We start from the raw sequence: 25592 nt of genomic DNA, 5'->3' as shown, positions 1-25592 counted from the left end.
AATTAAAAACCCCAAACCTAAAACATGGTAACCCATTATTCTACGGTGGAACAAAACCCCGGGGGGGCCGGCCCGCCGCGGCCCCCGGAGCCGGAGCCCTCGCCTTCGGCTCCGGCGACGCAAGGGCCGGCACCGTCAGCGGGACGAACCGGCCGCAGGGTACCGCCGGGACGCATTCCGGTCCCGCTCCTGAGAGCCCCGACTTCCTGCCGCTGCCGGCACATTCCAAGCCGCTGCCGGACAACGGAAAGGGCTACCGGTTGCAGCGCGCCGGCGGGAACGGCTATGTCGTCATCACCGGTTTCGTGCAGTCCGTCTTCGTGGTGACCCGCGAGGGCGTCGTACTCGTGGACGCGCCGCCCGCTTCCCGCGGAATTCTCAAGGAAGCCATCGCTTCCGTGACCGACAAGCCGGTGACTCATTTCATCTACAGCCATTCCCACCTGGACCACGTCGGCGCAGTGACCGAATTCCCGGACGCCGTCCGCATCGCCCACGCCGACTGCGCCACCGTTCTCGCGCTGCACAAGGATCCGGCACGGCCGATGCCGCAGCGGGTCCTCCACGGAAGGCGCAACATCCTGCACATCGGTGGCGAGGAGATCCATGTGATCTACCCGGGCTCGAACCACGAGTCGGGAAACATCCTCACCTACTTCCCCAGCCAGCGGCTCGTGGTCATGACCGACGTCGTCATGCCGGGCTGGGCCCCCTATCGCGGCTGGGGCAACGCGGACTACCTGCCCGGAATCCTCCTCGCCCACAACGCCATTCTCGAACTCGACTTCGACACCTACGTCGGCGGTCACGTCTATCGGACCGGAACCCGGGCCGATGTCCGGCAGTCGCGGGACTTCTTCGTGGACTTCTGGAACACCACGAAGAAGAACATGGGTGACATCTCCTTCACCGAGGCCGCTTCCGAGGTCGAGGCCGCGAACGTCTGGGCCGCACAGAAGGTGTGGATCGACCGTGTGGCCAGGGCCACGCAGGCCGAACTCGTCGAACGCTGGGGCTCCCGGATCGCCGCGGTCGACACCTTCAGCACGGACACCGCGGGTTCCGTCGTCGTGTCGATCTCCACCGACGCCACCATCGACTTCCCGTAGACCGCCTGACCTGACGGCCGGTCCGGGTCACCGGGGCCGGGGGCGCACCACAGCACCCCCGGCCTCCGCGCTCGGTGTCCACCGGGGACCGAGGCGTCGGCTTGCAGCCCGACTTCACTCAGATCGGGAAGTGTGCGCGGCCACGTGCCTGAGCGGTGACCCAGCGGGTGTCCGTGAACGCCTCGACGCCCGCCCGGCCTCCGAAACGGCCGTAGCCGGAGTCCTTCACACCGCCGAAGGGGGCTTGTGGCTCGTCCGCGATGGACTGGTCGTTGACGTGGACGATTCCGGTACGCAGGCGCGAGGCGATGTCGAGGCCTGCGGCCAGGTCTTCGGTGATGACACCGGCGGTCAGCCCGTAGGGGGTGTCGTTGGCCAGAGCCACGGCTTCTTCCGCGCTGTCGACGACGTGCACGACGGTGACGGGGCCGAAGGTCTCGTCGTAGTAGACCTTCATGTCCTTGGTGACGTCGGTGAGAACCACCGGACGGATCAGTGTGTCCGGCCCTTCGGGCCTGCCGGTGCCCGCCACGAGCGTCGCCCCCTTGGCGACGGCGTCCCCGACGAGCTCCGTGATGCGCTGCGCGGCCCGGGAGTTGACGACAGGGCCGACGGCGACGGCGGGGTCGGTCGGATCGCCGCAGTTCAGATCGGCCGCCCGAGCGGCGAGCCTGGCGGTGAACTCCTGCGCGAGGGAACGGTGGACGATGATCCGGTCGAGGCACATGCAGATCTGGCCCGAGTTCATGAAGGATCCGAAGACGGCCGCGTCGACGGCGTAGTCGAGGTCGGCGTCGGGGAGGACCACCAGGGCGTTCTTGCCGCCGAGTTCGAGGACTGCGGGCTTGAGGTGCCGGGCGGCCTGGACTCCGATCGTACGGCCCACCTCGGTGGAGCCTGTGAAGTTGACCATGCGTACCCGCTCGTCGGCGACGAGCGCGGAGACCACTTCGGCGGCGTCCGCGCGGTCGTTGGTGACGACGTTGAGCACACCGGCGGGCAAGCCGGCCTCGTGCAGTACGTCGGCGACGAGCAGACCGCATGCGACGGGGGCGTCTTCGCTGGGCTTCATGACGACGGTGTTGCCGACGGCGAGCGGCAGAGCGACCGCGCGCACGCCCAGGATGACCGGGGCGTTCCACGGTGAGATGGCGGCGATCACGCCCTTGGGTACCCGGATCTCGGTGGAGATCACTCCATCGGCGTTGGTGGCGAGCACATGACCGGTGGGCCGGCTGACGGCCGCGGCCGCCTCCAGCAGGATGTCGGCGCCGAGGCGGGCGTTGAACGCCGCCCAGGGCGCGGTGGCGCCGACTTCTTCCGCCATGATCCGCACGATGTCGTCGGTACGGCTCGCCATCAGCTGAGCCGCCCTGAGAAAGATCTGTCGGCGCGTCGCGGGTTTGGCGGCTGCCCACTGCTCGAAGGCCGCGTCGGCGGCGTCCACGGCACGGCGCACGTCCTGCGCGGTGCCGGCGGCCACCTCGGTGTGGACGGCGCCGGTCCAGGGGTTCGTGTCGGGGACGGTACGGGCGGAGGAGGCCGGCAACTCGGCGCCGTTGATGATCAGTCCGCGGGCGGTGGACATGAGCTGCTCCAGGGTGTCGGGGCGGGCCGGTCGGGCGCGGACCGGCCGGGCGGCCGGTTACCGGGCTGACCTCACGGAACTCTTCTCTTTTTCGCTGAGTGAACTTTCGTTCGTTATTCGTGGAACCCGAGTCTGCGGTGTCTGCGCGGCGCTGTCAACGCTCGGTAGCGTTCTCCTGTCAGGGGTCTGGACGAAGAGCACAGGAGCAGGGCCGGAGATGGCGGAACGCGCGAGGGCTACGGCCGACGGCAGCACGGACGCGGGGCCCGGCGCCGAGGCGGACGGCCCGCTCGCACGCGGCCTGGCAGTGATGCAGGCCGTCGCGGAGGCCGACGGGGCCCTACGCCTGGCCGATCTCGCCAGATCCACGGGGCTGGCGCGCTCCGCCGTGGACCGGCTCGCCGCGACCCTGACCCACCAGGGTCAGCTGCGCATGGTGGACCGTGGTCTCAGCGCCGCTCCCCGGCTGATGGAGTTCGGCAACGCCTACCTGCGCGCCGCAGGCCTGCCCGACAGCGTCCAGTCCCATCTGGAGAGCCTCGCCCGCGCTCTGGACGAATCCGTGTCCCTGATCGCACCGGACGGCTGCGACATGCGCATCGTCGCGCGCGCCATGCCCCCGGACCGGGTGATTCCGCTGGGGTTCCGGGTCGGCGACCTGCTGCCCGCAGACCGCTGCGCGGCCGGGGCCGTCCTCGCCGGCGCCTGGGACGACGAGCAGCGACTGGCCTGGCGTGAGCACCGTGCCGCCGACCCGCTCGACGCGGGCTACCCGGCCCTGCCGCCACGCTTCGCCCGTCCGGGACAGGAGGACCCGGAGGCGGGCTTCGCGACCTGGACCGCCGAGGCGGCCGAGCAGGGCTGGGCGCTGGACGACCAGATCGCCGCCCCGGGCCTCGTCGCCCTGTCCGTTCCCGTTCGCGTTCCCGGCGGGGACGGCGGGGACGGCGGGCCACCGTATGCGGTGAGCGTGCTGGCCCACACCAGCCGCTTGAGCGCCCAGGCACTGCGCGAGCACGCACTGGCCCGTCTCACCCGGGCGGCACAGGACATGGGCGATGCTCTCGGTGCCGACCGGACCGCGGCCGGGGACCTCCCGCCGTCCCCTTACACCGACGCCAAGACCGAGCTGGGGCCGCTGTTCCTGCAGGCACTTGCTCGCGGCCTCGCCGTGCTCACCGCACTGGGAGGCACCCGCGGCGGCCTCACGCTCAACGAGGCGGCTCGGGCGGCCGGTCTGTCGTACCCGAGCACGCGCCGCAATCTGCTGACCCTGATGCACCTGGGCTACGCCGAACAGCGCGGCCGCCGCTACCTTCCCACCCCGCGCACGCTGGGCCTGGGCTACGCGCAGCTGTCGGGTCTCGGCCTGGCCGACGTCGCGCATCCGCACCTCGCCGAACTCGCCGCCCGCGTCCACGAGTCCGTCTCCGTCGCCGTGCTCGACGGAGCGGAGGTGCGCTATCTGGCCCGCTCAGCCACCCGGCAGGTCACGAGCGTCAGCATCCAGCCGGGAGCCAGGCTCCCCGCCCACGCCACCTCCATGGGCCGCGTCCTGCTGGCCGACCTGGAACACCCGGACCAGGAGCGGCTGCTGGCCTCGCTGCCGCCGCGCCCGCTGACCCCCTTCACTCGCACCTCGCCCACCGAACTCGGCAGGGCCGTCACCCAGGCGGGTCGGGACGGCTACGCCCTCGTCGAACAAGAGCTGGAGGTGGGACTGCGCTCCATGGCGGTCCCCGTGCGCGACTTGCGCGGCAAGGCCGTGGCCGCGGTCAATCTCGCCCTGCACGCGGGGCCGGAGACCCCTGAGCAGTCACGCGAACGGCTGCTGCCCCACCTGCTCGCCACCGCCCGGGCGATCGAGGCCGACGTGGCCTCGGTGTTCGCGTTCGGGCCGGTACGCATGGAATGACTCGGCCGGGGCCTGCCCGCCAACATGGGCGAGCAGGGCCCGGGCTCCGGTGTCCGGTTCAGACCGAGCACCTCATGACGCCTCGCATGACGTGTCGCCCGCGGTGCCTTCCGACGTGCCTCATGAGGTGTCGCCCGACATGTCATCCGGCATGTCCCCCCGAGGTGTCGCATGACGTGGACGCACCGATGACGCAGTGAAAGTCCCGAAGGGAGAATGCCGCCAGCGGACGCCGCCGGGCCAGGTAGTCCAGAGGGCCGCCGGGCGCGACCCTGAGCCCTGCCTGGGCCAACCGCACCTGGCCTGCGCACTCCACCGGAATCGTGCATGGCCTCTCCCCGCCGCCCCCGGAAGGCTGTTGCAGGAGTCGGGTGCGCAGGCGACGGCGCCCGGGCAAGCGCAGTTTCTCGCGGTGGAACCCGAAGACACCCTCGTCCGCGTTGCTCTCGTCGGGCGTTCCGGGCCACAGCCGGGCGCGGACACCGGCGCGCCCCAGGCTGCCGCGGCCGCCGTGCGCCGTCAGAGTGTTGCCGACCAGCAACAGGTCCCCGGGCTGCTCCGGAACGCCCCACAGGGCCTGGCCGGCGGTCAGTGACTGCGCGTTGTCTCCCCACACTTCGACCAGGCACAGGCCGGAGGCGCTGTCGTCACGAACCCGCAGCAGCACGAGCAGTTCACGCCCGACGGACCGATCGGCTCTGCGGACGTCGACCCAGCACGTCATCACCTGGCACCACTCCCCCGACATCACCGGCCGCGCCCCGGCGGGCACGGGCCACGCCGGTAATGCGCTTGCTCGCAGTCGCCAGACGGCGACGAACATGTCACCTTCCAGATGCCACGGCTGCGGCGGAAACACCTGGGTCACTCAATGCCCTCTCTTCCGGCTGCGTCCAGGTGGGCACCGACCGGGCCCACCCGATCGTGCGTCCTCCTGCACTCAACGCTTGTGCCACGGGCCCGCAGTGACGCACCGGAGCACGTGGCCCCCTGCTCGTTCACAGGGCTCGGCGATGGCGCGGCAGCGATGCTGCCACGGTACGGGAACGCTGGTTCTCACTGAAAACCCTGACCAAGCTCCCTCCACTGCCGGCGCGCGGTGTCGACGTTCACCGCCGCATCGGCATGTCCCGCGAACTCGCCCAGGTGCTGCTGCACGACGAGCTGGACCTCGTCGTCGCGACGAAGGTGTCGTCCCGCATTACGTCGCACAGGAGGCCCTGGCCGCGGGCAGGCCGAGCGTCCTGCACACCCCGGACACCCCCGTGAGCAACTCGACGTACCCGGCCACGCGCCGAGGGCGGGAACACCTGCCTCAGATCAGCGCAGCCTTCGACCTGCCGTGCCCGGCGGCCCGAGCAACCGCCGACCCACCTCAGCCGACCCGCGCCGCCTGCAGCAGGGCTGCCGCAGCCACCCTGCCCTGGGCCGCGGGGCGGGAACTGCCCGAGATGGCCGCGGTGGTCATGGCCCCTTCGGCGAGCAGAACAACCTGATCGGCAACGTCCGCGGGAGCGTCCGCCCGCCGGACCAGATCGGCCACGTAGTGCCGGAACCGCTCTTTGTGATGGCGTGCGGCGTCGGTGACTTCCGGGGAAGTGGCACCCAGCTCTCCGAAGGAGTTGATGAAGGCGCACCCCCGGAAGTCCGGCTGCTCGAACCAGCTGTGGAGCCAGTCGAAGACCACCAGTACACGATCCTGCGGCGACACGTCCGCGGCCTCGACGTACTCCTCCAGATCGCTCCGCCACCGGGCGTCCCGCCGCCGCAGATACTCCTCGACGAGCGCCCCCTTGGAGGGAAACTGCTGGTAGAGGCGTCTGAGCGTGACCCCGGCGGCGGTGCGCACGGCATCCATCCCGACCGCCTGAATGCCTTGGCCGTAGAACAGTTCCTCGGCCGCGTCCAGGATCCGGGTGCGGATCGGGTCTTCCTGCATCGTGGGCCGCCCTTGCCGTCCGTGTGCGAGAACCATCGTTCTCTCAGGGTACGCGATCGGGCAGGCACAGCCGGCCCCGCCTGTCGTACGGCAGCTCCCGGCAGGCCTAGGAGTCGGCGGCGGCCAGCACCGCAGCGGTCGCGCCGGATCCGCGCGTCCTTTGCGCCAGAGGCACCAGCGAGATGGCCACGGCACCCAGGACGGCCGCCACCGCGAAGGTGGTGAACCCCAGACCGGCGTTGCCGCCCGCCACGACGGCACCGCCGAGTGTCGGCCCCACCACCGCACCGATGCGACCCACCCCGGTGACCCAGCCCAGCCCTGTCGCCCGCTCGCCGGGCGCGTACGTCCGGGCCGTGGCGGCGTAGACCATCACCTGCGCGCTGAAGAGCCAGATACCCGTGACGAAGACGATCGTGTAGGCGACCCCGAGCGGGAGGTGCGCCCTGAGCAGGAAGGTGCCGCATGCGGTGAGCACGAACCAGATCGCGGAGACCTTCACGGGGCCGAAGCGGTCCGCGGCGCGCCCGGCCACGAGCATGCCGATGATCCCGCCGGCATTGATCAGCATCAGGAACGTCACCGACGAGGACAGCGAGTAGCCCGAGGCGCGCATCAACTCCGGCAGCCAGGTGGACACGCCGTACACCAGCAGCAGTCCGGCGAAGGAGGCGATCCACAGCAGCGGCGTCGCCCAGCGAGTTCCGGGTCCGAAGAGAGCGGGGACCGCGGACAGACGGCCCCTGCCGCCCGCACGGGGCAGGGCGACGCCCTCCGGGCGGTCGAGCCCGAACTTGGCGGCGACGGCGTGCGCGTCCTGCGTACGCCCCTTGGCGAAGAGGACGCCGGGCGATTCCGGCAGCCGTGCGACCACCAGGGGGACGGCCACGAGCGCCGGAAGGACACCCGCCCAGAAGACCCAGCGCCAGCCGTGCTCGGGGGCGACGGCCAGGCCGATGCCCGTGGCCGCCATGCCACCAGCGTGGTACGAGGTCATCATCAGGCCCGTGGCCAGTGCCGCCCGCCGCGGCGGGGCGAACTCGGCGACGACGGCCAGACCGATGGGCATCAGGCCGCCGAGACCCAGTCCCGAGACGAACCGGCCGGCCCCGAAGACGGCGACGTCCGGCGCCAGGGCACACAGGGCGCTGCCGAGCGAGAAGAGGACGATGCTGCTGGTGACCAGGGGTTTGCGTCCCCACCAGTCGGTCACGGTGCCGGCCGCAAGCGCGCCCAGGAGCATGCCGAACGTCGTCCAGCTGCCGACGGTCCCGGCCAGCGCCGGGGAGAGGCCGAGGCGTGGATCGTCGAGAAGGTGGGGCATCACAGCGCCGTAGATGTTGACGTCCATGCCGTCGAAGAAGACGGCCAGCCAGCACAGGGCCAGGACGACGGCGACCGTTTTGAAGGATCGGGCTGGTCGGGGAGCACCAGGAGCGGTCATGGTCTCTCACTTCACGGGAGTGCGGATGCGGTGCGGAGCGGAGGGTGACGCCCGACGCCGGATGCGATCACCGGGCTTGACTTGTCCGCGGAGTGAACTATGCTTCACTTTTGGCTGTGAGTCTCCGACTGCGCTCAGCCCTTGTCAACGGGTTCGGGCGAACCTGTCGACCGACGCGTGAGGTGGATGCCATGTCCGACGAGTCCGTGCGCCCTCTGGAGCGAGGCCTTGCCGTCCTGCGCTGCCTGGGCTCACCCTCGGCCGAGCAGATGCGGGCGAGTGATCTGGTGCATGCGACAGGCCTGGCTCGTTCCACCGTCGACCGCGTCGTGGCGACCCTGATCCATCTCGGCCATGTCCGCCAGGACGGAGCCGAACTCCATCCGACGCCACGCCTCATGAAGCTGGGCAATGCCTATCTCGCGGCGAGCGGCCTGACGCGCGAGGTCACGCAGCAGGTGGCCATGCTGGCCGACGAACTGCAGGAGTCGGTGTCCCTGGCGGTGGACGATCGGGACGGGGTCCGCTTCGTGGCCCAGTCCCCCAGGCGTCGGGCGCTGTCCGTGGCCTTCCAGGTCGGCGACCTGCTGCCGGCGGAGCGGTGCGCAGCAGGGGCGGTGTTCGCGGCCGACTGGGGGGACCGGGAGTGGGCGGCCTGGCGGCGCCGGACGGCAGCCGACCCCGAGGGTCTGTCCCAGGTCCGGCTGAGGCCCTGGCGCATCACGGAGGCGGAGTTCGCCCGCGGGGCCGACTGGGTCCGCAGCCACGGATGGGCCCTGGACGACCAGTTGGTCGAGCCGGGGCTGGTGGCCGTCGCGGTCCCCGTCGACGGCGACCGCACCCGGTACGCACTGAGCCTGGTGAGCCATGCCAGCCGGCACTCGGCGAAAGAACTGGCCCAGCTGGCCCTGCCCCGGCTTCACCGGGAGAGCACACTCCTTGCCGAAACGCTCCGCCGGGCGGCGACCCTGCCGTCGGCGCTCCAGCGCAGCGACGAGCCGGCGCCGGACGATGCCGTCGGTGAGGCCAAGAGCGAGCTGGGGTCCGGATTCCTGCAGTCCCTCGCACGGGGCCTTGCGGTCATGGAGGCCCTCGAACACGCCCACGGCGACGGCCTCCCCGTCACCGCCGTCGCGCAAATGACCGGACTGCCCCGCACGACCGCCCGACGCTGCCTGGTCACCCTGGAGCACCAGGGGTACGCCGAGCACACCGACGGCCGCTTCCGCCTCCTGCCGCGGGTCCTCGAACTCGGTCACGCCCGGGTTGCCGCCCTGTCGTTCACCGACCTCGTCACCCCGCATCTGCGCACCCTGGTGGACCGCGTCCAGGAATCCGCGTCCGTGACCGTTCTCGACGGCACCGACATCCTGTATGTGGCTCGCGTGGCCACCGTGCGGATCATGGCGGTCCGTATCGCCCTGGGCACCAGGTTTCCCGCCTACGCAACCGCCATGGGCCGGGTTCTGCTGGCCGGTCTGGATCCCGACCGGCGAGAGAGTGCCCTTGCCTCGTCCGACCTACGGGCCTGCACCCGGCACACCGTCACTTCCCCCGCCCGCCTGCGCACCCTCGTAGCAGCAGCCGCCGAGCAAGGTCATGCCGCCGTCGACGAGGAGTTGGAGGAGGGGCTGCGTTCGGTGGCGGTGCCGATCAGGGACGCCGACGGCAGCGTCATCGCCGCACTGAACATCGCCCGGCACACCGACGGCACCTCCCTGCAGGAGACGAGTGAGCACCTCCTGCCCGCCCTACGGGAAGCAGCCCACGCCATCGAGGGCGACCTGCACACCCTGACCCGCTTCAGCACCCTGAACATTCCCTGATCCGGCGGCTTGGTCGTGAACTCCTTGCTCAACTTCGCGTCATTCTCCGGGGGTTGAGTCACTTTCACCGGCTCGCCGAACCCGTTCGCTGCACGGAATGCCGACTCCCCGAACGTATATGCCAACGCAGATTGAGTACATGCACAAGCTATTCGAAATTGTTGTGAGTACTATTCGGCAAAAGCAACGGCACCCAACTTCCGTGAGAGTGAGTCACTGTGGCCGAGAATCGGGACGAAACGACCAGCCTCAGGCCGTTGTACGCCGCCCGGGTGGCAGAAGACCTGGAGCGCAACGCCCAAGAACAGGAACGTCTCAGCAGCGAGGTGGCCGCACTTCAGGAGAAGCTGGAGACGCTCCGCCACGACCAGGCCCTTCTGATCACCATGCAGCAGGCGCTCGACAGCGCGGAGAAGGCGGGTGAAGCGGCGCCCGCCGGCTCCACCGGGGCCTCTCTTCCCCGTCAGACCACCCCTGTTGAGGAGAGCGGCAAGGAAAAGCCGAGCCGCGCAAGGAAGACGACGCCGAAGAAGAAGCCGACACCCGCCGCCCGATCTCCGCGCACACCCAAGGGCGACACCGGTCCGACGCTGCGCGACCTCGTGGTCGGCCACCTGAGCCAGGAGGGTGAGCCCCGCTCGGCCCTCGAGGTCACCGGCGCTCTGACCGGGACCCATCCGGACCGTGGCATCAAGATCACGGTTGTCCGGAGCACTCTGGAGGCTATGGTCGCCAAGGGCCAGGTCCGTCGCACCAAGCAGGGCAAGTCCGTCTTCTATTCGGCGGTTTCCGCCACGGCCGCGGCCGAGCCGCAGCCCGCGACCGCCTGACCGACGGTCTCGCGATGTCCGGTACGGGCGGTCGATCAGGACCTGCCCGTACCGGACTGGTTGCATTTACTGATGGTTGACGATCACCGCAGGCGTGCCGGGCCCAAGCCCTGTCGTATCACCATCCGGTGGGCGCCTGCCGGAGTCCCGGGGCCCACACCAACCTGGCCGCGATGATGAGGGGCTACCGGGTGGCCGAGTTCGCGGGCGACCCACCCAGCGGCCGGCAGTCGGGCAACGACACGAACCCCAGGTCGAGCGTGTCACCCGCTGTCCGACCCAACACCTCGCCCGTGTAGGTCTGACCCTGCAGAGCGAGTTCGAGGGAGACGGACCCGGCGAGGTGACGTGGTTCCACACCCGGACGACGCCAGGACCGGCGCCCCGGCAACACCCTCCGGCGCAGCGAACGCTCACCGGACTCGCTCAACCTCGTCCCCATAGGGGGTGGGAATGGACGAACAGATGGTCTTCGCATCCGTCACGTATGGCGAGGTGTGCCAGGGCTGCGGCGCGGACCTGGAGTGCCACGGTGTGCAGCTCCTCGTGGACGGCCGTTTGCGGTGGGACGTCGAGTCGATGTGTTCCGCCTGTGGAAGCGCGCTGTTCGCGTGTGGTGGCGACGTGCCGGGCGAACGGCGGGATCAGATGCTGTCCGAGCATGGACCGGCGACGCTGCACGTGATCAGTCCCTCGGCGAGGAATGTTGCGGTCATGCGGGTGCTGCGCGCCGAACTCGACATCGACCTGGTGGACGCCGAGGCCGTACTGCGCCGTGTGCGGAGCGGCGACTGCTCGGGGACACTTCCCGAGAGGGAACTCCTCTCCCGGAAGCTGCGCGCGGCGGGTCTCGCTGCCGTGGCCACTCGGTCATAGGTTCCTCCCCCCACCGGGTCCAGGCCAGGCCGCCTCCCGCGGGTGCCGTCGCAGGCGTCCGGGCGACCTGGACCCTACGCACTGTTGCATCTCAGCCACACGGAAGAGAAGAATGCACGTCTCTTCCGTACTGTCGTCATGACACCACTGTGCGGAAGTGACCGCTGCTGCTCGCACGGTACCTGGCCCGACAATACGTGCATTGGATTTCGCATACGCCGCGGGCTGGCGGCCTGTCGGCCGTGGCACCCAGAAAGGGGTCTGCGCATCATGTCCGAAACCAGTATGGCAACCACCGAGTTGACCTCGCAGTACAGCGCTCAGGTGGCCGGCGACCTCGAGCGCAACCTCAAAGAGCAGGAACGGCTCAGCGGTGAGATCCAGGCCCTGCAGCAGCAACTGGTCTCCGTGGAGCAGGACCACACCGTCCTGATGAAGATCCAGCAGGCCCTGGCTCTCCCGGAGACGCCCGCCGCGTCGGGGCCCGAGTCCGGTGCGGCGGTGCCTGCACCCCGTAAGAAAAGTGCGGCCGGGTCGGACGGCGCGAGCAAGCGGGTGAAGGCCAAGAAGTCCCCCGCTCCCGGGCGCAAGAGTGCCGGAAAGAAGAGCGCCGTGGCGGCGGCCGCCTCGCCGGCGACGCCGCCCACCCTCGTCGACCTCGTTCGCCGACACCTGACGGACCAGGGCGAACCCCGTTCCGCCGCCGAGGTCACCACCGCGCTGACCCAGCAACACCCCGAGCGCACCGTCAGGACGACTGTCGTGCGCAGCACGCTCGAAGGGCTCGTCGCCAAGAACCAGGCCCAGCGCAGCAAGCAGGGGACGTCCGTCTTCTACACCGCCTCCGAATCCGCCGGGACCGCCGAGCCGGCCACGAACGCCGGACAGAGCCCCGAGTCCCCCTGACGGGATCCCACGGCCGACGACGAACCCGGCAGCGCAAGGGCGCTCAGGTCCTGGCCCATCGGGCCACCCCGACCGACGTGTTGGGCTGCCTGGGTCCTCGTGTCGTCAGTCGGTATCGGTCCTTTTCTCAAGGCGGCTGCCGTCTCGAAGGGCGATCGACATCAGGTCGCTGGGGGCGTCCAGTTCCAGGCGGTGCCAGCGGCCGCGGGGAACGATCACCGCCGAGCCCGGCGACAGCTGCACCATCTCCTCGGTGCCGTCGGGGGCGGTGGGACGGAAGTAGAGGCGGACGCCTCCGGTCAGACAGCACACAGCCTCCTCGGCCTCGGGGTGGATCTCCCAGTGGTCGGCGTGGACGTCGGTGTCGGTCTCGACGTGGAAGGCGGCCATCTGCCAGGCGCCGGAGTCGCTGCTCGTCGTCCGCCGTTCGCCGGCTCGGACGCCGCCGTCGGGGTGGAAGTGCAACGCAGAGGCGAACAGGTCGACGGGGGGCGTCGTCACGATCGTGTTCCTTCCAGGTGGTTGTCTGCGGTGTCGCCGGAGCGGAGGGCGGGTGCGAAGGGCCGGCTGCGGGGCAGGACGCCGATGGCGACGGCTGCCGCGAGGACGAAGAGGACGGCGGTCATCGCCAGGCCCAGGGCGTAGCCGTCGTTGAGCGCAGCAGGGCCGGTGGCCGAGCCGGTGCGGTGTGCGGCGACAGTGGCCAGAGCTGCCAGGCCCACGCAACCGCCCAGCTGGCGGGAGCTGTTGAAGACGCCGGATGCCATTCCGGCCTCGTGGGGAGCGACCCCGGTGGTCGCGGCGGCGGCGATCGGAGCCAGCACCAGTCCGGCACCGACGCTGGTGAAGAGGGACGGGCCGAGCACATCGGTGAGGAATCCGCCCCGGGGGCTGATGAGGGAGAACCAGGCCAGACCCACGGTGGCCAGCAGGGCACCTGGCACCAGGGAGGCTCGGGGTCCACGGCCGGCGGTGATGCGGGTCGCGACGACGGTACCGACGACCAGCCCCACGGAGAAGGGCAGGAATCCGGCACCGGTCGCCGCCGCACCCATGCCCAGGACCTGCTGCATGTAGAGGGACACGAAGTAGAACGCCGAGAACTGCCCGGCCGCGGCCAGGAACACCAATGCGTTCGCGCCTGCCACCCAACGGCTGCGCAGCAGGCCCAGGCGCAACAGCGGTGACGGTGTGCGTGATTCGATGCAGGCGAAGGCGGTGAGCAGTGCGACCGCGGTGGCGAGACTCCCCCACGTCGTGGGCGCCCCCCACCCGACTGCGTCCGTGTGCACGACACCGAACACCAGGAGCCCGACCCCGCTGGTCGCGAGGACCGCGCCGAGTGCGTCCAGCCGTTCACCCCGGGCAGGTCGGGCAACGTCCGCCGGCGTGGCGGACACCAGGGCGAGAGCCAGCGCCACGATGGGCACGTTGACCAGCATGACCCAGCGCCAGCCCGCGTACTCGGTCAGCAACCCGCCTGCCAGCACGCCCAGCGCGCCGCCCGCGGCGTTCACCGCGCTCCACACCCCGAGCGCGCGCACGCGCCGGCGGCCCTCCGGGAAGGTGGTGGTGATCATTGCCAGTGCGGCAGGGGCGGCCGCGGCGGCGCCCATTCCCTGGCCGGCACGGGCGGCGATCAATTGCCAAGGGGCCTGGGCCAGTCCGCCCGCGAGCGAGCACAGTCCGAAGGCGGACAGGCCGAGCACGAGCAGCCGGCGCCGGCCGTACAGGTCGCAGGTCCGGCCGCCCAGCAGCAGGAACCCGCCGAAGGCGAGCGCGTAGATGTGCACGACCCACGACAGATCCAGCGGGGCGAATCCCAGCCCGGCACGGATCGCGGGGAGTGCGACGTTGACCACCGCCATGTCCAGGGCGGCGACGAACTGGGCCACCGCCGCGGCGGCCAGCACCACTCCAGGGCGCCCCTCTAAGTTTCTATACATGTATGAAAACTAGCGCGAGCTGATCCTCCTTGTCGACACCTGGGGGATGATGGGGGCATGTCGCAACCGTCCGCACCGCGCAAGTCCCCTGGCCGGCCTGCCCGTATCTCACGCGAAGAGATCATCGAGACGGGCCGCCGCATCGCGACCGAGGAAGGTGTGGACCGACTGACCATGCGGCGGCTGGCCAAGGACATCGGCAGCACACCGATGGCGCTCTACCATCACGTCCGGGACAAGGAAGAACTGCTCGTCCTCCTGCTGGACGACTACGCCACGCGGACCTTCCGCCGACCCGACCCGCCCGCCGATCCCCGCGAGCGTGTCGTCGTCGCGGCAGCAGTGATCCATGAGGTGCTCGCCGCCTGCCCCTGGATCGTGGAAGTGCTGACCGCGGACGATCTGATGTCCACGTCCGCCCTCTGGTTCGTCGAGCAGATCGTCGACGGACTGGTGGAGTGCGGACTGACCCCGGAGCGGGCGGTGCACGGTTACCGCGCGATCTGGTACTACACCGCCGGCGAGATCGTGGTCCGGACGGCAGCGGCCCGACGCCGTGCGGCCGATCAGCGTCCGACCTACCGGGAGCAGGTCTTCGCGGAACTCGACCCGGGCGAGTATCCCCGGTTGGCGCAGGTGGCCGACCGTTGGGCACCGCTGACCGCAGAAGACACCTACCTGATCCAGCTCCGCGCTCTGGTGGAGGGTCTTCTGATCACCCGGTGACCCGGACGTGCACCTCGTGGACAAAGACGTGGCCCGTGACCGCCACGGCGCGCAGCGCCACCAACGCCCGGCCAGGCTGCGGTTGTGGCGTCCTCCACGCCACACCGGCCCACGGAACCGGGCGGCAGTGTGCCGTCCTCACTGCCCGCCGCGACCGTCCAGGAGAGCGGTGACCTGTGGGCGGATTACCTCCCAGGCGGCGGCCGGCAGGTCACCCAGTGCCGATGCACGCAGCGCGTCAAGCGTCCGAGCGGCCTCGGCGGCACAGGCCGTGGCCCCGCCGAGCACCTCATACCCGTCGCGCACGGCGACGCGAAGCAGGTCGCCCCCACCGTCGCCGGGTTGCAGTGCCGAGGCGACGACGAGGGGCGGCGGCCCGCCCGCCTCGGCCGGCAGCTTGCGGTACGCGGTGGCGATCGGCTCACGCCAGTGGAGGCTGAGCAGCACGGGACGTTTGGCCACCACCTCGGCCAGATCCGTCTCGTGCACACCCTCGGAGTCGAGCACCGTCGCGCGGGCGTCCAGAACAAGTGCCGCGGGCAGCAGGCAGCGCAGGGTGCTGCCGACGATGTTCCCCCCGACGGTCGCCGTCCGCCGCACGGCCCCGGTGCCCACCGTGGCGGCCGCCAGACGCAGGACGTCCGGCACCCGGTCGTCGATCCGGCTCAGGACCACGGCCGCGCCCAACGTACCGGACCCCATGACGTTGGCTTGCGGCAACTCGCGCAGGGACACGGCCCGTTCCGGGAACCCGTCCCGCTGCCACGTGGCCCACACGAGCGTGGCCCCGCCGATCGGCACGGCCCCCTCGGCCAGACACTCCTGCGCTTCGGATATGGATGTGGGCAGACGCAGATGCACGGCGACTGACCTGCCTTTCTGGGGAGTTGGACGACGGACGGACGGCACCCGGGCCATCTGCCCGCCGACAGGGCAGTCTTCTCGCATGAGCGGGGGCGCGTACAGGGCTCACGCGAGCATGCCGCACGTCTTCGCCGCACACGCGGCGAACGACGCGGACCTGCCCACGCGGTGCCATGGAAGGCGCGGGCACGGGCGGGCGGCGACGTGTCGCGCCGCCTTCGTCTCCGTCTCGGGCTCCGGCTCGGGCTCGGGCTCGGGCTCGGGCTCCAGCTCCGGCTCCGGCTCCGGTCACATCCACACCCGCGCCCCGTGACGAGGCGCCTGGACGCGCCTCGGTGGCAGAGCCGTCGAGTCAGCGCTGCGGTCGGTCCGTGGCGTGGGTGTCCGCGAAGTCCCAGACCACCGGCAGGAGTTGCTCGGGTGTCTCCGTCTGGGGCATGTGGCCCGTGCCGTGCAGCAGACGGAACTCCGCGCCGGGGATGGCCTTCGCGTAGGCCCGCCCGTAGTCGGCGTCCACGACCTGGTCGCCCGCGCCCCACGCGACGAGGGTCGGGTGGGCGACCTTGGCCAGGCGGTCGGGCAGGGTCGGGTCGGCCATTGCGTGCGGGCCCGAATAGATCTGCAGCGTGGCGCGGTTGGCGGCCACGATCGCCCGCTGCGCCTCGGACAGCTTGGCCGGGTCGAAGCGGAACTTCGAGGGGTCGTAGTAGGAGAGGCGGGACAGCTCGACCGGAGTCAGTCCGAAGGTGTCGGCGATCGGGTGGCCGGAGACGGAGATGCCGACCGCGTTGACGAGGGTGACACTGCTGATCCGGTCGCTGCCCAGTGCCGCCAGCTCTGCCGCGATCCAGCCGCCTATGGAGTTGCCGACGACGGCGACGTCCCGCAGGCGGAGGTCGTCGAGCAACTGCGCGTACAAGCGGGCGAGGGTTGTGACGTCGGTCAGCCATGCGCGGCGGGGAGTGCCGTCGAATCCGGGGTGGACGGGGGCGATCACTCTGGCCGGCCGCTGCTCGGCCAGGAGCCCGGCGAACCCGGCGACGGCCTGCGGTCCGGCCCCTCCGTGCAGGAGCAGGAAGGGGTGCCCCTGAGCACCTCCGTGGAGGTCGACGGTGACGTCGACGGTGCCCTGGTCGAGTGTGAGCGTGTGGGTGCTGCGGGCCATTCGATGCTCCTGAAGTGAGTCGCGCGGAGGGAGAAGTGACCCTCACGCGTAGTCGGTTGCGGGAACGGTGGCGTAGCGGCTCATCACCGCTACGGTCGACTCCGGGGTCGGTTGGTGACCGTCGGCGATCATGCTCCGGAGGTCCCGGAAGTACTGGACGTACAGGTCGGGCGTGAAGGTGTTGAGGATGACCGCCGGCTCGTCACCGGGATTGGCGAAGGTGTGCGGGGCTCCGGGTGGGATCATCGCGAGTGTGCCGGCCGGGGCCACGTGGGTCGTCTCGCCGACGGTGAAGTGCACGGTGCCGGACACGACGTAGAAGCCCTCGTCGTGCCGGGCGTGGCGGTGCTGTGGCGGGCCCTGGGTGTGCGGGGCGAGGGTGATCTCTCCGATGCCGAGGCGGTGCCCGGTGGTGCTGCCGTCCTCCAGGATGCGCATCTGTGTGGGGCCCAGCTGGATCGTCTCGCCGCCGTCCGGGCCGACCACGGAAACCCTGACCATGACTGCCTCCTTCATGAGAGCCAACTCTCATGAGAGTACGGAGGTCGGACTCCCTCATGCAAGTGAACTCTCATAACGAGGGCTGACTGCTATGATGCTATTGAGTGGACAAAAGGAGGGGTTCTTCGATGAAGGCGCAGGTCGGCACCGGTCGCACCCACCAGAAGCAGCGCACGCGCACAGCCATCGTGGCGGCCGCCCGTGAACTCATCACCACGGGCGCCGACGTGACCATGCCCGCCATCGCCCAGGCGGCCCTGGTGTCGGAGGCCACTGCCTACCGGTACTTCCCCGACCTCCCCTCGCTGATCAGCGAAGCCCTGGCCGGCGCCTGGCCGCCTCCCGCCGAGGCCTTCGAACCCCTGGGGGACTGCTCCGACCCGGTCCAACGCGTGGCCTTCGCCTGCGATTTCCTGCTCCGCGGCGTGCTCGCCCGGCAGGGGGCGGTGCGAGCGATGATCGCGGCCACCGTCACCCGGCCCGACACCGCCGGCGCACGCCCCGGCATACGATTCGGCCTGATCGACCACGCGCTCCTGCCCCTCGAGGACACGCTCGGGGCGACGGACCCGGCAGGACTTGCCCAACTCAAGCGCGACTTGGCGCTGGTCGTGAGCGCAGAGGCACTCTTCACCCTGACCGACCTGTGCCGGCTCGACCCCGACGATGCCATCGCCAGCGCCGTGCGCACCGCGACCACGCTGACCGAGGCCGCCGTCGGGGCCATCGCGTAGGGCGGCGTCGGCGGCAGCCGCAGGCCGCGATCGGGTGGACGTTCTGGTGCACATCGAGGGCGGCTTCACGGCTGCCGAACCTGCCCGCCGGTGTACCGAGTTCCGCACCGCGGATCGCCGTCGCCACGATGGCGGAGCCGCCCTCCAGAAGGTGGCCGCGGTGCCCGGCGTCAAGGCCGTTCGCACCCGTGCGCGGGGGTGGCGTCCGGGACGGTCACGCCTGGCGGGCACCGCATCGGACGCGGGGAGACAAGTCACGGGCTCGGCCGGGACCCCGTGACGGCGCCGACGGAGCGACGGCTCTTCCGGGCGGCACTCGGAGGTGCGTTTCCGGAACCGGCGCCCTCACGCCTGCGGGTCTTGCTCGGCCTGCTCGCCGACGGCCCCTCGGGTGAGCAGCAGGAGGGCGTCGACCAGGTCGTCCGCGGGGCTGCCGGTCGCCAGACGGCGTAGTTGCAGCCCCATCACGAGGGCGACCGTGGTGGCCGCGAGGCGCTCGGCGTCCGGGACGCCCAGAGCGGTGAGGATCCGGGTGGCGAGCCGGTCGTAGGCCCGGAACGCCTCCGCCGCGGCTTCCCGGAGTCGCTCGTCGCGCCCGGCGTGGAGGTACAGCTCGAAGGGCGCGAGATGGGCGCTGTCGAGTGCCGTGCCGCACGCGACCTGGCCGGCCAGGGACGCCGCGTCCTCGACGTCGATGCCCTCGGTCTGGCACTGGTCGGCCAGCTCGGTGAAGTGCCGTGCCTCCTCGCGGACGAAGTAGAGCAGGCTCTCCCGCAGCAGGTCGTGCTGGGTCTCGAAGTGATAGGTGACCGAGCCGAGCGAGACTCCGGCTTCCTTGGCGATCCGGCGGTTGGTGACCGCCGCTACACCGTCCTCGCCGATGATCTGCAGGACAGCTGTGATGATGCGCTGGCGCGTCGGGGCGGAGGGAGCGTCGTTCGGCATGCCGTTCATTGTCCCAGCCCGGAGTCGGCCGTCGTCAGCCGGGTAATGGGCGGTGCCCGTGTCGCTGCCGGTCACAGCTCTCCCCGCCCGGCCGCCCCACCGGTCACACCCTGGTCGGACCGGGCACGTCACCGGCCACCCGCTCAGCAGACCGGACGCCTCACCGGCCACCCGCTCGGCCGACCGGACGCCTCACCGGCCACCCGCTCGGCCGACCGGACGCCACCACCGGTCACCCCGTCGTCCGACCGGACGCCATCACCGGATCGCGACCACCACGTGACTGTCGCCGTACTGCCAGACGGGACCGGCGTGCCGGAAGCCCGCCTGCCGCAGCAGCCTCAGGTGCGCGGACAGGGGCAGGCCCGGGGTGCCGTCGGTTGCGGTCCCTTGCCCTCGGCTGTCGCGTTCGGCGAGGAGGTCGGCCAGTTCGGGGTCTTCGGCGACGGCCGTCCACCAAGAGATCCAGTCCTCGTGGGCGAAGGCCCGCTGCCGTTCTGCCCGGCGGCGTCCGACGCACCGGGCGACAGGGGCGAGTGCGGAGTCACCCTGGGGAAGGTGGTCGCCGTTGACCAGGATGCCGCCGGACCGCAGCAGCGACGCCAACTCCCGGTAGGTGCGGCGCAGGGCGTGCGGGCTCAGGTAGTGCAGTGCCGTCGTCGACACGGCCGCGTCCAGGGGGCGGTCGAGGCACAGAGCCGTGGTCCAGCCCGGCGCACCGATCTCCGCGTCGACGTAGCGGGCCGCGTCCGCGTGGTGGGTGCGGGCCAGTTCCAGCAGCAGCGGGTCCCGGTCCACGGCCACGATGTCCGCGTCCGGCAGCCGCCGGGCGAGCCGCGCCGCCAGCGAGCCGGGCCCGCAGCCGAGGTCCGCGACCAGGGGCCGGTCCGGGCGCCCGGCGGTGCTGTGCTCGACGACGTCGGCGATGACCGTGAAGCGCTCATCCCGGTCGACGGCATACCGTTGCTGCTGGCGTTCCCAGCGCTCCACCCACCGCTCGGCCGCCGCCAGGCTCAGCCCCATCCGGTCGTCCCACCTTGCCGTCTCGCGCCTTGACTCTCGTGTCCGGCGCCGACCCTACAGGCGGAAACGGTTTCCATTACGTGCCCGATGGGTCATGTCACCCCAAGGTGGCGAGGACGGCCAACAGGCGTTCCACCTCCTCGAAGCTGTTGTATACGTGCAGGCTCACCCGCACCGACTCGCTCTTCTCCCCCGCGCTGCCCTGACAGTGACTGTCGGACCGGACCATGAAGCCATGACTGAAGAGGACGAAGCCCAGGTCGCCGGAGTCGATGTCGCGGTGCCGGAAGGTGACGATGCCCCGCCGCCGCTGTACGGGCGAGTCGGCCGCGAGACTCGTGCCGCAGCCGAGGACTTCGTAGGCGTCGAGGTGACGCAGCCCTTCGGTGAGCCGGGCCGCCAGCGCCACCGTCCACCGTTCGATCCGGTCGGTCCCGGCCGCCTCCAGCCAGTCCAGCGCCGCGGCCAGAGAGGCGATGCCTGCGGTGTTGGGCGTGCCGGACCATCCGCCGGGGGTGAACGCCGGTCCACGTGCCTGGCGCGCCCAGACGGCTCCCGATCCGGGCAGGGCCATGGCCTTGTGTCCCGAGAAGACGACGAAGTCGACGTCCAGCGCGGCCAGGTCCACCGGCAGATGGCCGATGCTCTGGGCGGCGTCCAGGCAGATCACGGCATTCGGTCCGACCGCCCGGCGGATGCGGTGGACGTTCATGTCGCCGCCGTAGACGTGGTGGACGTGGGTGACGGCGACCCATCTGGTGCGCGGTCCGGCGATGTCCGCCAGCGCGGTGTGGTCGTAGTCGCCCGAGGACCGCTGGTACGGCATGGGAAGGACCGTGACGTGGACGCCCTGACGGCCCAGTTGCTGCTGGGTCTCCAGCCAGGGCGAGATGTTGGCCTGGTGGTCGGCGACGGGGACGACGATCTCGTCCCCGTCGGAGAGGAACGGGGGCAGCCAGTCCCGTGCGATGGTGCGCAGTCCCTCGGTGGCGCCGCTGGTGAAGTGCACGGTGGACCGCTCGGGAACCGGGTCGCGCAGGAACCGCTTGATCCGGTCGCGGGTCTGCTCGACCAGGGTCGTGGTCCGGTTGGCCCAGGTGTAGGTGCCTCGCCCGGCATTGGCGTTGGCCGTGGTGAGGTAGGTCTGGACGGCGTCGAGCACGGCCCATGGCTTCTGGGCGGTGGCCGCGCTGTCCAGGTAGGCCAGGTCCGGGTGCCCGGTGATGATCGGGAACTGGGCGCGCAGTTCTTGGTGCCACGCCGTCAGCTCATCGGCCGTGGCCGCACAGTCGGGTACGGTCACGGCGCTCAGTCCCGTACCAGGGGCGCGCCCGCGTCGCGCCAGGCGATGATGCCGCCGGTGAGACTGCGGACGTCCGGGTGTCCCATTCGGGTCAGCAGCGCGGCGTAGCGGGCGGACTGCTCACCTACCGGGCAGGCGAGCAGCACGGGGCGGCTGCGGCTGAAGGGCAGGCCGCCGTGGAGCAGTTCCTCGAAGAGTGTGTCGACGACGTTGACCGACCCGTCGATGTGCAGGGCCGCGTAGGCGGAGGGGCTGCGCAGATCGACCACGAGGGGCCGGCCGGTGGCGATCCACGCCTGGGCCTCGGCGACATCGACGGCGGGGGCTGCACGTATCTCGGCGTCGGACAGGTCGGCGGGTGCGTTCCTGCTGCGGGGGCGGCCGAACAGGTCGGGGCGCCGCCTGCGGACGTAGCTCAGATAGCTCTCGACCCGGTCGCAAACGATGAATACGGCTGTCTGATGCTCAGTCAATTCAGCATCGATGGTGAGCAGTTGGCGTATGGCTCCGAAGTAGGCGGCTCCACCGGTGGGGCCGGCCAGGATACCGCAGCGGCGGTTCAGGGTCAGCATGCCCTCGATCGCGTCGTCGGCGCTCACCGCGTCGATCGTGTCGTAGGTGCCGGGGTCGAACAGCCCCACCTCGTGGGCCTCGTCGATGGTGCGGATGCCGGGGATGAAGTCGGACTTGGCCGCCACCAGTCCGACGACCCGCACGGCGGGGTCGTGTTCGCGCAGGACCCGGGCGACGCCGGTGGAGGATCCGGCGGTGCCCACGCAGGCGATGAACCAGTCGGGTGCACGGCCGTCCAGGTCCTTGACGATCTCCGGACCGGTGCCGGTGAGATGGGCCTCGGTGTTGCGCGGATTGAAGTACTGGTCGGTGTGCAGGTAGGCGCTGCCGGGCTCGGAGAGCGTGCGGTGGAAGAGGGTGAGCGGGTCGTCGTTGGCGGTGGGATCTAGGCATTCGCTCTGGCCGGGCAGCTCCTCGATCTCGGCGCCGAGCAGCAGCAGGAGGTCCTTGATCTCCGGGATGCGCATCCGGTTGGTGACGCTCTTGAAGCACAGGCCGTGCATCCCCGCGAGCACGGCCAGGGCCTTGGCGGTGTTGCCGCTGGACAGCTCCACGACCTGGCGGCCGCTGTCGGCGGCGCCGGCGAGGTGGGGGCGCGCCATGTTCCAGGCGGCCCGGTCCTTGACCGACCCGAACGGGTTGAGCAGCTCCAGCTTGGCGTACAGATCGATGTGCCGCAGACCGTGCACGGCCGGGTCGATGCGCACCAGCGGCGTGTTGCCGATGGCGTCGGTGATGCTGTCGTACCTCACTGCGCTCCCCCCACGGAAGTGGTCGGCCAGTACTGATCGTCCAGGCACCACCGCCACGAGCCGCCCTCCTGCCAGGCGGCGATCTTGCGGCCCACTGGCTGGTGCTGGGCGCGGGTGGCGTGGAAGTCCATGCAGTAGGCGGCGGTGTTCGTGAAGGCCATCAGGTCGCCCGGCTCGGGTCGGCGGGGCAGGAAGACGGTCCGTCGTGTGATGAGGTCCGCCTCCAGGCACAGGCTGCCGAAGAGATGGACGGCGACCGGGTGCGGACCGGGGCCGGTGCGGGCCGTGTCCCGCGGCAGGAGGACGGGGTCCACGAGCACCCCGTGCTCCTCCAGGGCGATGTCGTCGGCCTTCGCCTCCAGCCGTACGAGGAGTTCCCCTCCGGCCTGCTGGGTGCGCACCTCCAGCACTCTGGCGAGCGTCAGCCCGCACTGGTCCACCAGCGCCCGCCCGGGTTCGGTGTGCAGGTCGTGGAGGTGCTCCAGCAGCAGGGCGGCCAGCGGTCGGCCGCCGAACGAAGCGGCGGGGCGGGTGAGCAGTTCGTCGAGGTAGCGGGCTCCGGCGACCGGCCGGTGGGCCGGGTAGAGCCCGAGCGCGCCGCGCAGCGTGCCGCCCTCGTTGCGCAGCCCGTAGCCGTGCCCGCCCCAGGTCAGCGGTGGGCGGGTGCCGAGGACGGCCGCGGTCAGCTCGGTCGTGTAACGCTCCCACTGCCCGCCGTCGGCGACGTAGCCGACGCCGAATCCGCCGCCGATGTCCACGGCCGACGGCCGCAGTCCGCGGTTTCGGCACTCCTCCAGCACCCCCAGGCAGCCTTCGAGCGCCACGGCCTTCTCGTCGAGGCTGGTGGTGTCCAGGTGGTAGGCCACGCCGACCAGGTCGACGACGTCACGGTGGCGTTCGACGGCGTCCAGGAGCGGCTCCGACTCGCCTACGGGCGAGCCGAAACGGCTGCGCCGGCTCAGGATTCGCACACCGGCGTTCTCGAACCCCGACAGCCGTAACAGGATGCGGCAGGGGGGCAGCGCGTGGCGCCGCACCACAGCGGCCAGTTGCGCCAGCTCACCGGGGCTGTCGATGCCGACCGTGACCGATGTACGAGCGGCCAGCCAGAGGAACTCCGGGTTCTTCGGTCCGGTGGCGGTGATGCGGTCGGGGGTGAGGCCGGCGCCGAGGGCGTGCTGCAGTTCTCCCAGCGAGGCGACGTCCACGCCGGCGTCCGTGGCGGCCAGCCGCCTCAGCAGGGCGCTGGACCGGTTGGCCTTGTGCGCGAAGAAGATCTGACCGGAAAGGCGATGGCTGCGGTACACCGATCGAAACCGCTGCAGGTTGTCGGCGATCTGGTCGGGTACGACCACATGGAGCGGCGAGCCGAGGGCGTCGGTGAGCGTGTGCAGCAGCCCGGGCGAGTCGAGCAGGGACCGCAGCCGCTGTTCCAGCCGCGGTTCGAGGTACAGGGGCTGCCCGCCCATGCCCGGTCCCCTCCCCCGTGCCCAGGGCCCGGCATCCCGGGCACAGTTGACCGCTCCCCGCAGTTCGCCGTATCCCTTCCCCTCAGCGATCGCTTTACGCCCTGTACCTCCCGTGGTGAGTGGTACGTCGGCCGTTTTCGGCACATCCGGAGACCGGACCTTGGCCTCCGCCCGCCCGATGGCGCGCCGGGCGGCCGTATCAGCCTCCTGAGCGCAGGGCGCGGGAGAGCCCGAGGACGGCCGTGCGGACGGCGGGGACCGGCCGGACCGGGCCGGAAGCGTGAGCGGGGTACGGCCACCGAGAGGGCGGCCACGGCCTCCCGAAGACCTCGAACATGGCCCCGCGTCCTCCACTAGAACGGCACGTGGTCCGGTGCGGGGCTCGACGCCACGACACCGTCCAGCACCCGGTCCCGGAGCTGGACCACGAGCCCCTCGATCGCTTTGACCACAGACACGACGACATGCTCCGGCTCGCCGGCGGCGACCGCGGCCTCGGCATCCTCCAGAAGCCGCAGGGCGTCACCGGCCAGCTCGGCCCGGACGGCGCGTTCCCGTGCGCTGCAACCGGTCAGGCACTCGGGCCCAAGGGCGATGGCCAGGCCTTCCAACTGGGCTCGGGAGCAGACCAGTTGTTCCATCACTGCTTCAAGTCGTTCTGACAGCACGCTTCTTGAACGACCCACCCCCCACCGAGGTCACAGATCGTAAAAGTGCGCATGGCCGACTTCCCCGGCGGGGGAGAAATTCGGATGCATCACATGGCTGCGACACGGTAGCTTCCGGTCGGAAATCAGCCATTGAAGATGCCGCATGCCTGGCGGCGTGACGCCACAACCTGCCTGCCCCATAGGGAAGTTCACACCTCCGGCGGGATTCTTGAAGGAATGACAACGGTGTCTCACATCAGGGTGCGGCGGATGTGACGGCGTGACCCGAGTCACTATGATCGGATCTCAAGACAACCATTCGACCGGCCCGATCGTGCATGCCGGTCGGGGTCGCCGATGCCAGGGTCCGCTCCCCGGGCGGCGGTGATCTTCCCATCCAGGAGGACCCCCCGATGTTCCGACGTATTGGAACAGCTGTCGTCCGTCATCCCGTCTGGACGATAGTCGCCTGGCTGATCGCGGCGGTGGCCATCGTCGCCACGGCTCC

The 25592-nt window shown here is 70.6% G+C and carries 24 protein-coding genes; 9 read left to right on the top strand and 15 right to left on the bottom strand.

Going from position 1 to position 25592, the window contains the following annotated elements; translation table 11 throughout:
• Positions 1-1109: MBL fold metallo-hydrolase (locus tag AB0H32_RS33005; protein ID WP_361128274.1), on the top strand; the 1109-nt coding region annotated here is incomplete at its 5' end.
• A gap of 118 nt (positions 1110-1227) precedes the next feature.
• On the opposite strand, the gene AB0H32_RS33000 is transcribed toward AB0H32_RS33005, so the two are convergent.
• Positions 1228-2697 carry an aldehyde dehydrogenase family protein gene (locus AB0H32_RS33000; RefSeq protein ID WP_361128271.1) on the bottom strand — a complete coding sequence of 490 codons (1470 nt, stop codon included), beginning with the start codon at positions 2695-2697 and terminating at the stop codon, positions 1228-1230.
• A gap of 217 nt (positions 2698-2914) precedes the next feature.
• Between AB0H32_RS33000 and AB0H32_RS32995 the strand changes: the two genes are divergently transcribed.
• Positions 2915-4612, top strand: a complete 1698-nt coding sequence (locus AB0H32_RS32995; protein ID WP_361128268.1) for an IclR family transcriptional regulator C-terminal domain-containing protein — start codon at positions 2915-2917, stop codon at positions 4610-4612.
• 142 nt (positions 4613-4754) lie between these two features.
• Here AB0H32_RS32995 and AB0H32_RS32990 read toward each other — a convergent pair whose 3' ends face one another.
• The 3 genes from AB0H32_RS32990 to AB0H32_RS32980 form a co-directional block, all read right to left on the bottom strand.
• A complete protein-coding gene (locus tag AB0H32_RS32990; protein WP_361128266.1) occupies positions 4755-5336 on the bottom strand; it encodes a hypothetical protein in 582 nt (193 codons plus the stop codon).
• A 651-nt stretch (positions 5337-5987) separates the two neighbouring features.
• Entirely contained in the window at positions 5988-6551 is a 564-nt protein-coding gene (locus AB0H32_RS32985) for a TetR/AcrR family transcriptional regulator (protein WP_361128263.1), read from the bottom strand.
• Positions 6552-6657: 106 nt separating this feature from the next.
• Positions 6658-7995, bottom strand: coding sequence for an aromatic acid/H+ symport family MFS transporter (locus AB0H32_RS32980; protein ID WP_361128260.1), 1338 nt, complete (start codon positions 7993-7995; stop codon positions 6658-6660).
• 191 nt (positions 7996-8186) lie between these two features.
• Here AB0H32_RS32980 and AB0H32_RS32975 point away from each other — a divergent pair, with 191 nt between their 5' ends.
• The 4 genes from AB0H32_RS32975 to AB0H32_RS32960 all read left to right on the top strand — a co-directional run bounded on the left by AB0H32_RS32975 (position 8187) and on the right by AB0H32_RS32960 (position 12433).
• Positions 8187-9821, top strand: a complete 1635-nt coding sequence (locus AB0H32_RS32975) for an IclR family transcriptional regulator C-terminal domain-containing protein (protein WP_361128257.1) — start codon at positions 8187-8189, stop codon at positions 9819-9821.
• 257 nt (positions 9822-10078) lie between these two features.
• On the top strand, positions 10079-10651 hold the full coding sequence (locus tag AB0H32_RS32970; RefSeq protein WP_361128254.1) for a hypothetical protein: 573 nt from the start codon (positions 10079-10081) through the stop codon (positions 10649-10651).
• A 453-nt stretch (positions 10652-11104) separates the two neighbouring features.
• On the top strand, positions 11105-11527 hold the full coding sequence (locus tag AB0H32_RS32965; RefSeq protein ID WP_361128252.1) for a hypothetical protein: 423 nt from the start codon (positions 11105-11107) through the stop codon (positions 11525-11527).
• Positions 11528-11797: 270 nt separating this feature from the next.
• The gene (locus tag AB0H32_RS32960; RefSeq protein WP_361128249.1) at positions 11798-12433 is read left to right on the top strand and encodes a hypothetical protein; all 636 of its coding nucleotides are present in this window, start codon (positions 11798-11800) and stop codon (positions 12431-12433) included.
• 105 nt (positions 12434-12538) lie between these two features.
• Here AB0H32_RS32960 and AB0H32_RS32955 read toward each other — a convergent pair whose 3' ends face one another.
• Together AB0H32_RS32955 and AB0H32_RS32950 are read right to left on the bottom strand one after the other, a co-directional pair.
• Positions 12539-12934, bottom strand: a complete 396-nt coding sequence (locus AB0H32_RS32955; protein WP_361128246.1) for a cupin — start codon at positions 12932-12934, stop codon at positions 12539-12541.
• Positions 12931-14379 (bottom strand): MFS transporter, encoded by a 1449-nt coding sequence (locus tag AB0H32_RS32950; protein WP_361128244.1) that lies wholly within the window; start codon positions 14377-14379, stop codon positions 12931-12933. The genes AB0H32_RS32955 and AB0H32_RS32950 overlap by 4 nt, the downstream gene beginning before the upstream one ends.
• 57 nt (positions 14380-14436) lie before the next feature.
• Between AB0H32_RS32950 and AB0H32_RS32945 the strand changes: the two genes are divergently transcribed.
• Positions 14437-15105, top strand: coding sequence for a TetR/AcrR family transcriptional regulator (locus AB0H32_RS32945; RefSeq protein WP_361128241.1), 669 nt, complete (start codon positions 14437-14439; stop codon positions 15103-15105).
• Positions 15106-15243: 138 nt separating this feature from the next.
• Here the strand turns inward: AB0H32_RS32945 and AB0H32_RS32940 are convergent, their stop codons facing one another.
• Positions 15244-15966 carry an FAD binding domain-containing protein gene (locus tag AB0H32_RS32940; protein WP_361128238.1) on the bottom strand — a complete coding sequence of 241 codons (723 nt, stop codon included), beginning with the start codon at positions 15964-15966 and terminating at the stop codon, positions 15244-15246.
• An 85-nt stretch (positions 15967-16051) separates the two neighbouring features.
• Between AB0H32_RS32940 and AB0H32_RS32935 the strand changes: the two genes are divergently transcribed.
• The gene (locus tag AB0H32_RS32935; protein WP_361128235.1) at positions 16052-16282 is read left to right on the top strand and encodes a hypothetical protein; all 231 of its coding nucleotides are present in this window, start codon (positions 16052-16054) and stop codon (positions 16280-16282) included.
• A gap of 39 nt (positions 16283-16321) precedes the next feature.
• Here the strand turns inward: AB0H32_RS32935 and AB0H32_RS32930 are convergent, their stop codons facing one another.
• Positions 16322-17134, bottom strand: coding sequence for an alpha/beta hydrolase (locus tag AB0H32_RS32930; protein WP_361128231.1), 813 nt, complete (start codon positions 17132-17134; stop codon positions 16322-16324).
• 42 nt (positions 17135-17176) lie between these two features.
• The gene (locus tag AB0H32_RS32925) at positions 17177-17635 is read right to left on the bottom strand and encodes a cupin domain-containing protein (RefSeq protein WP_361128228.1); all 459 of its coding nucleotides are present in this window, start codon (positions 17633-17635) and stop codon (positions 17177-17179) included.
• 128 nt (positions 17636-17763) lie between these two features.
• Between AB0H32_RS32925 and AB0H32_RS32920 the strand changes: the two genes are divergently transcribed.
• On the top strand, positions 17764-18369 hold the full coding sequence (locus AB0H32_RS32920) for a TetR/AcrR family transcriptional regulator (RefSeq protein WP_361128225.1): 606 nt from the start codon (positions 17764-17766) through the stop codon (positions 18367-18369).
• Positions 18370-18714: 345 nt separating this feature from the next.
• Here the strand turns inward: AB0H32_RS32920 and AB0H32_RS32915 are convergent, their stop codons facing one another.
• From AB0H32_RS32915 to AB0H32_RS32890, 6 genes are all read right to left on the bottom strand, one after another.
• The gene (locus AB0H32_RS32915; protein ID WP_361128222.1) at positions 18715-19314 is read right to left on the bottom strand and encodes a TetR family transcriptional regulator; all 600 of its coding nucleotides are present in this window, start codon (positions 19312-19314) and stop codon (positions 18715-18717) included.
• Between the two features lie 258 nt (positions 19315-19572).
• The gene (locus tag AB0H32_RS32910; RefSeq protein WP_361128219.1) at positions 19573-20337 is read right to left on the bottom strand and encodes a class I SAM-dependent methyltransferase; all 765 of its coding nucleotides are present in this window, start codon (positions 20335-20337) and stop codon (positions 19573-19575) included.
• A gap of 97 nt (positions 20338-20434) precedes the next feature.
• Positions 20435-21640, bottom strand: coding sequence for an aminotransferase class V-fold PLP-dependent enzyme (locus AB0H32_RS32905; protein ID WP_361128216.1), 1206 nt, complete (start codon positions 21638-21640; stop codon positions 20435-20437).
• A 5-nt stretch (positions 21641-21645) separates the two neighbouring features.
• Positions 21646-22965: a pyridoxal-phosphate dependent enzyme gene (locus AB0H32_RS32900; RefSeq protein WP_361128213.1), complete on the bottom strand. Its 1320-nt coding sequence runs from the start codon at positions 22963-22965 to the stop codon at positions 21646-21648.
• Positions 22962-24434 (bottom strand): alanine racemase, encoded by a 1473-nt coding sequence (locus AB0H32_RS32895; RefSeq protein ID WP_361128210.1) that lies wholly within the window; start codon positions 24432-24434, stop codon positions 22962-22964. Before AB0H32_RS32895 ends, AB0H32_RS32900 begins: the two co-directional genes overlap by 4 nt.
• 353 nt (positions 24435-24787) lie before the next feature.
• A complete protein-coding gene (locus AB0H32_RS32890; RefSeq protein WP_361128207.1) occupies positions 24788-25075 on the bottom strand; it encodes a hypothetical protein in 288 nt (95 codons plus the stop codon).
• Between the last annotated feature and the right edge of the window lie 517 nt (positions 25076-25592).

It is taken from the genome of Streptomyces sp. NPDC020362, from assembly GCF_040642095.1.
GTDB lineage: Bacteria > Actinomycetota > Actinomycetes > Streptomycetales > Streptomycetaceae > Streptomyces.
This window is presented reverse-complemented; position numbering and strand designations above follow the sequence as displayed.

Excerpts from the sequence above, each read along its gene's own strand:
- AB0H32_RS33000 (WP_361128271.1), bottom strand. The coding sequence starts at position 2,697 with ATGTCCACCGCCCGCGGACTGATCATCAACGGCGCCGAGTTGCCGGCC.
- AB0H32_RS32995 (WP_361128268.1), top strand. The coding sequence starts at position 2,915 with ATGGCGGAACGCGCGAGGGCTACGGCCGACGGCAGCACGGACGCGGGG.
- AB0H32_RS32990 (WP_361128266.1), bottom strand. The coding sequence starts at position 5,336 with ATGACGTGCTGGGTCGACGTCCGCAGAGCCGATCGGTCCGTCGGGCGT.
- AB0H32_RS32985 (WP_361128263.1), bottom strand. The coding sequence starts at position 6,551 with ATGCAGGAAGACCCGATCCGCACCCGGATCCTGGACGCGGCCGAGGAA.
- AB0H32_RS32980 (WP_361128260.1), bottom strand. The coding sequence starts at position 7,995 with ATGACCGCTCCTGGTGCTCCCCGACCAGCCCGATCCTTCAAAACGGTC.
- AB0H32_RS32975 (WP_361128257.1), top strand. The coding sequence starts at position 8,187 with ATGTCCGACGAGTCCGTGCGCCCTCTGGAGCGAGGCCTTGCCGTCCTG.
- AB0H32_RS32965 (WP_361128252.1), top strand. The coding sequence starts at position 11,105 with ATGGACGAACAGATGGTCTTCGCATCCGTCACGTATGGCGAGGTGTGC.
- AB0H32_RS32960 (WP_361128249.1), top strand. The coding sequence starts at position 11,798 with ATGTCCGAAACCAGTATGGCAACCACCGAGTTGACCTCGCAGTACAGC.
- AB0H32_RS32950 (WP_361128244.1), bottom strand. The coding sequence starts at position 14,379 with ATGTATAGAAACTTAGAGGGGCGCCCTGGAGTGGTGCTGGCCGCCGCG.
- AB0H32_RS32945 (WP_361128241.1), top strand. The coding sequence starts at position 14,437 with ATGTCGCAACCGTCCGCACCGCGCAAGTCCCCTGGCCGGCCTGCCCGT.
- AB0H32_RS32935 (WP_361128235.1), top strand. The coding sequence starts at position 16,052 with ATGAGCGGGGGCGCGTACAGGGCTCACGCGAGCATGCCGCACGTCTTC.
- AB0H32_RS32930 (WP_361128231.1), bottom strand. The coding sequence starts at position 17,134 with ATGGCCCGCAGCACCCACACGCTCACACTCGACCAGGGCACCGTCGAC.
- AB0H32_RS32925 (WP_361128228.1), bottom strand. The coding sequence starts at position 17,635 with ATGGTCAGGGTTTCCGTGGTCGGCCCGGACGGCGGCGAGACGATCCAG.
- AB0H32_RS32920 (WP_361128225.1), top strand. The coding sequence starts at position 17,764 with ATGAAGGCGCAGGTCGGCACCGGTCGCACCCACCAGAAGCAGCGCACG.
- AB0H32_RS32915 (WP_361128222.1), bottom strand. The coding sequence starts at position 19,314 with ATGCCGAACGACGCTCCCTCCGCCCCGACGCGCCAGCGCATCATCACA.
- AB0H32_RS32910 (WP_361128219.1), bottom strand. The coding sequence starts at position 20,337 with ATGGGGCTGAGCCTGGCGGCGGCCGAGCGGTGGGTGGAGCGCTGGGAA.
- AB0H32_RS32895 (WP_361128210.1), bottom strand. The coding sequence starts at position 24,434 with ATGGGCGGGCAGCCCCTGTACCTCGAACCGCGGCTGGAACAGCGGCTG.
- AB0H32_RS32890 (WP_361128207.1), bottom strand. The coding sequence starts at position 25,075 with ATGGAACAACTGGTCTGCTCCCGAGCCCAGTTGGAAGGCCTGGCCATC.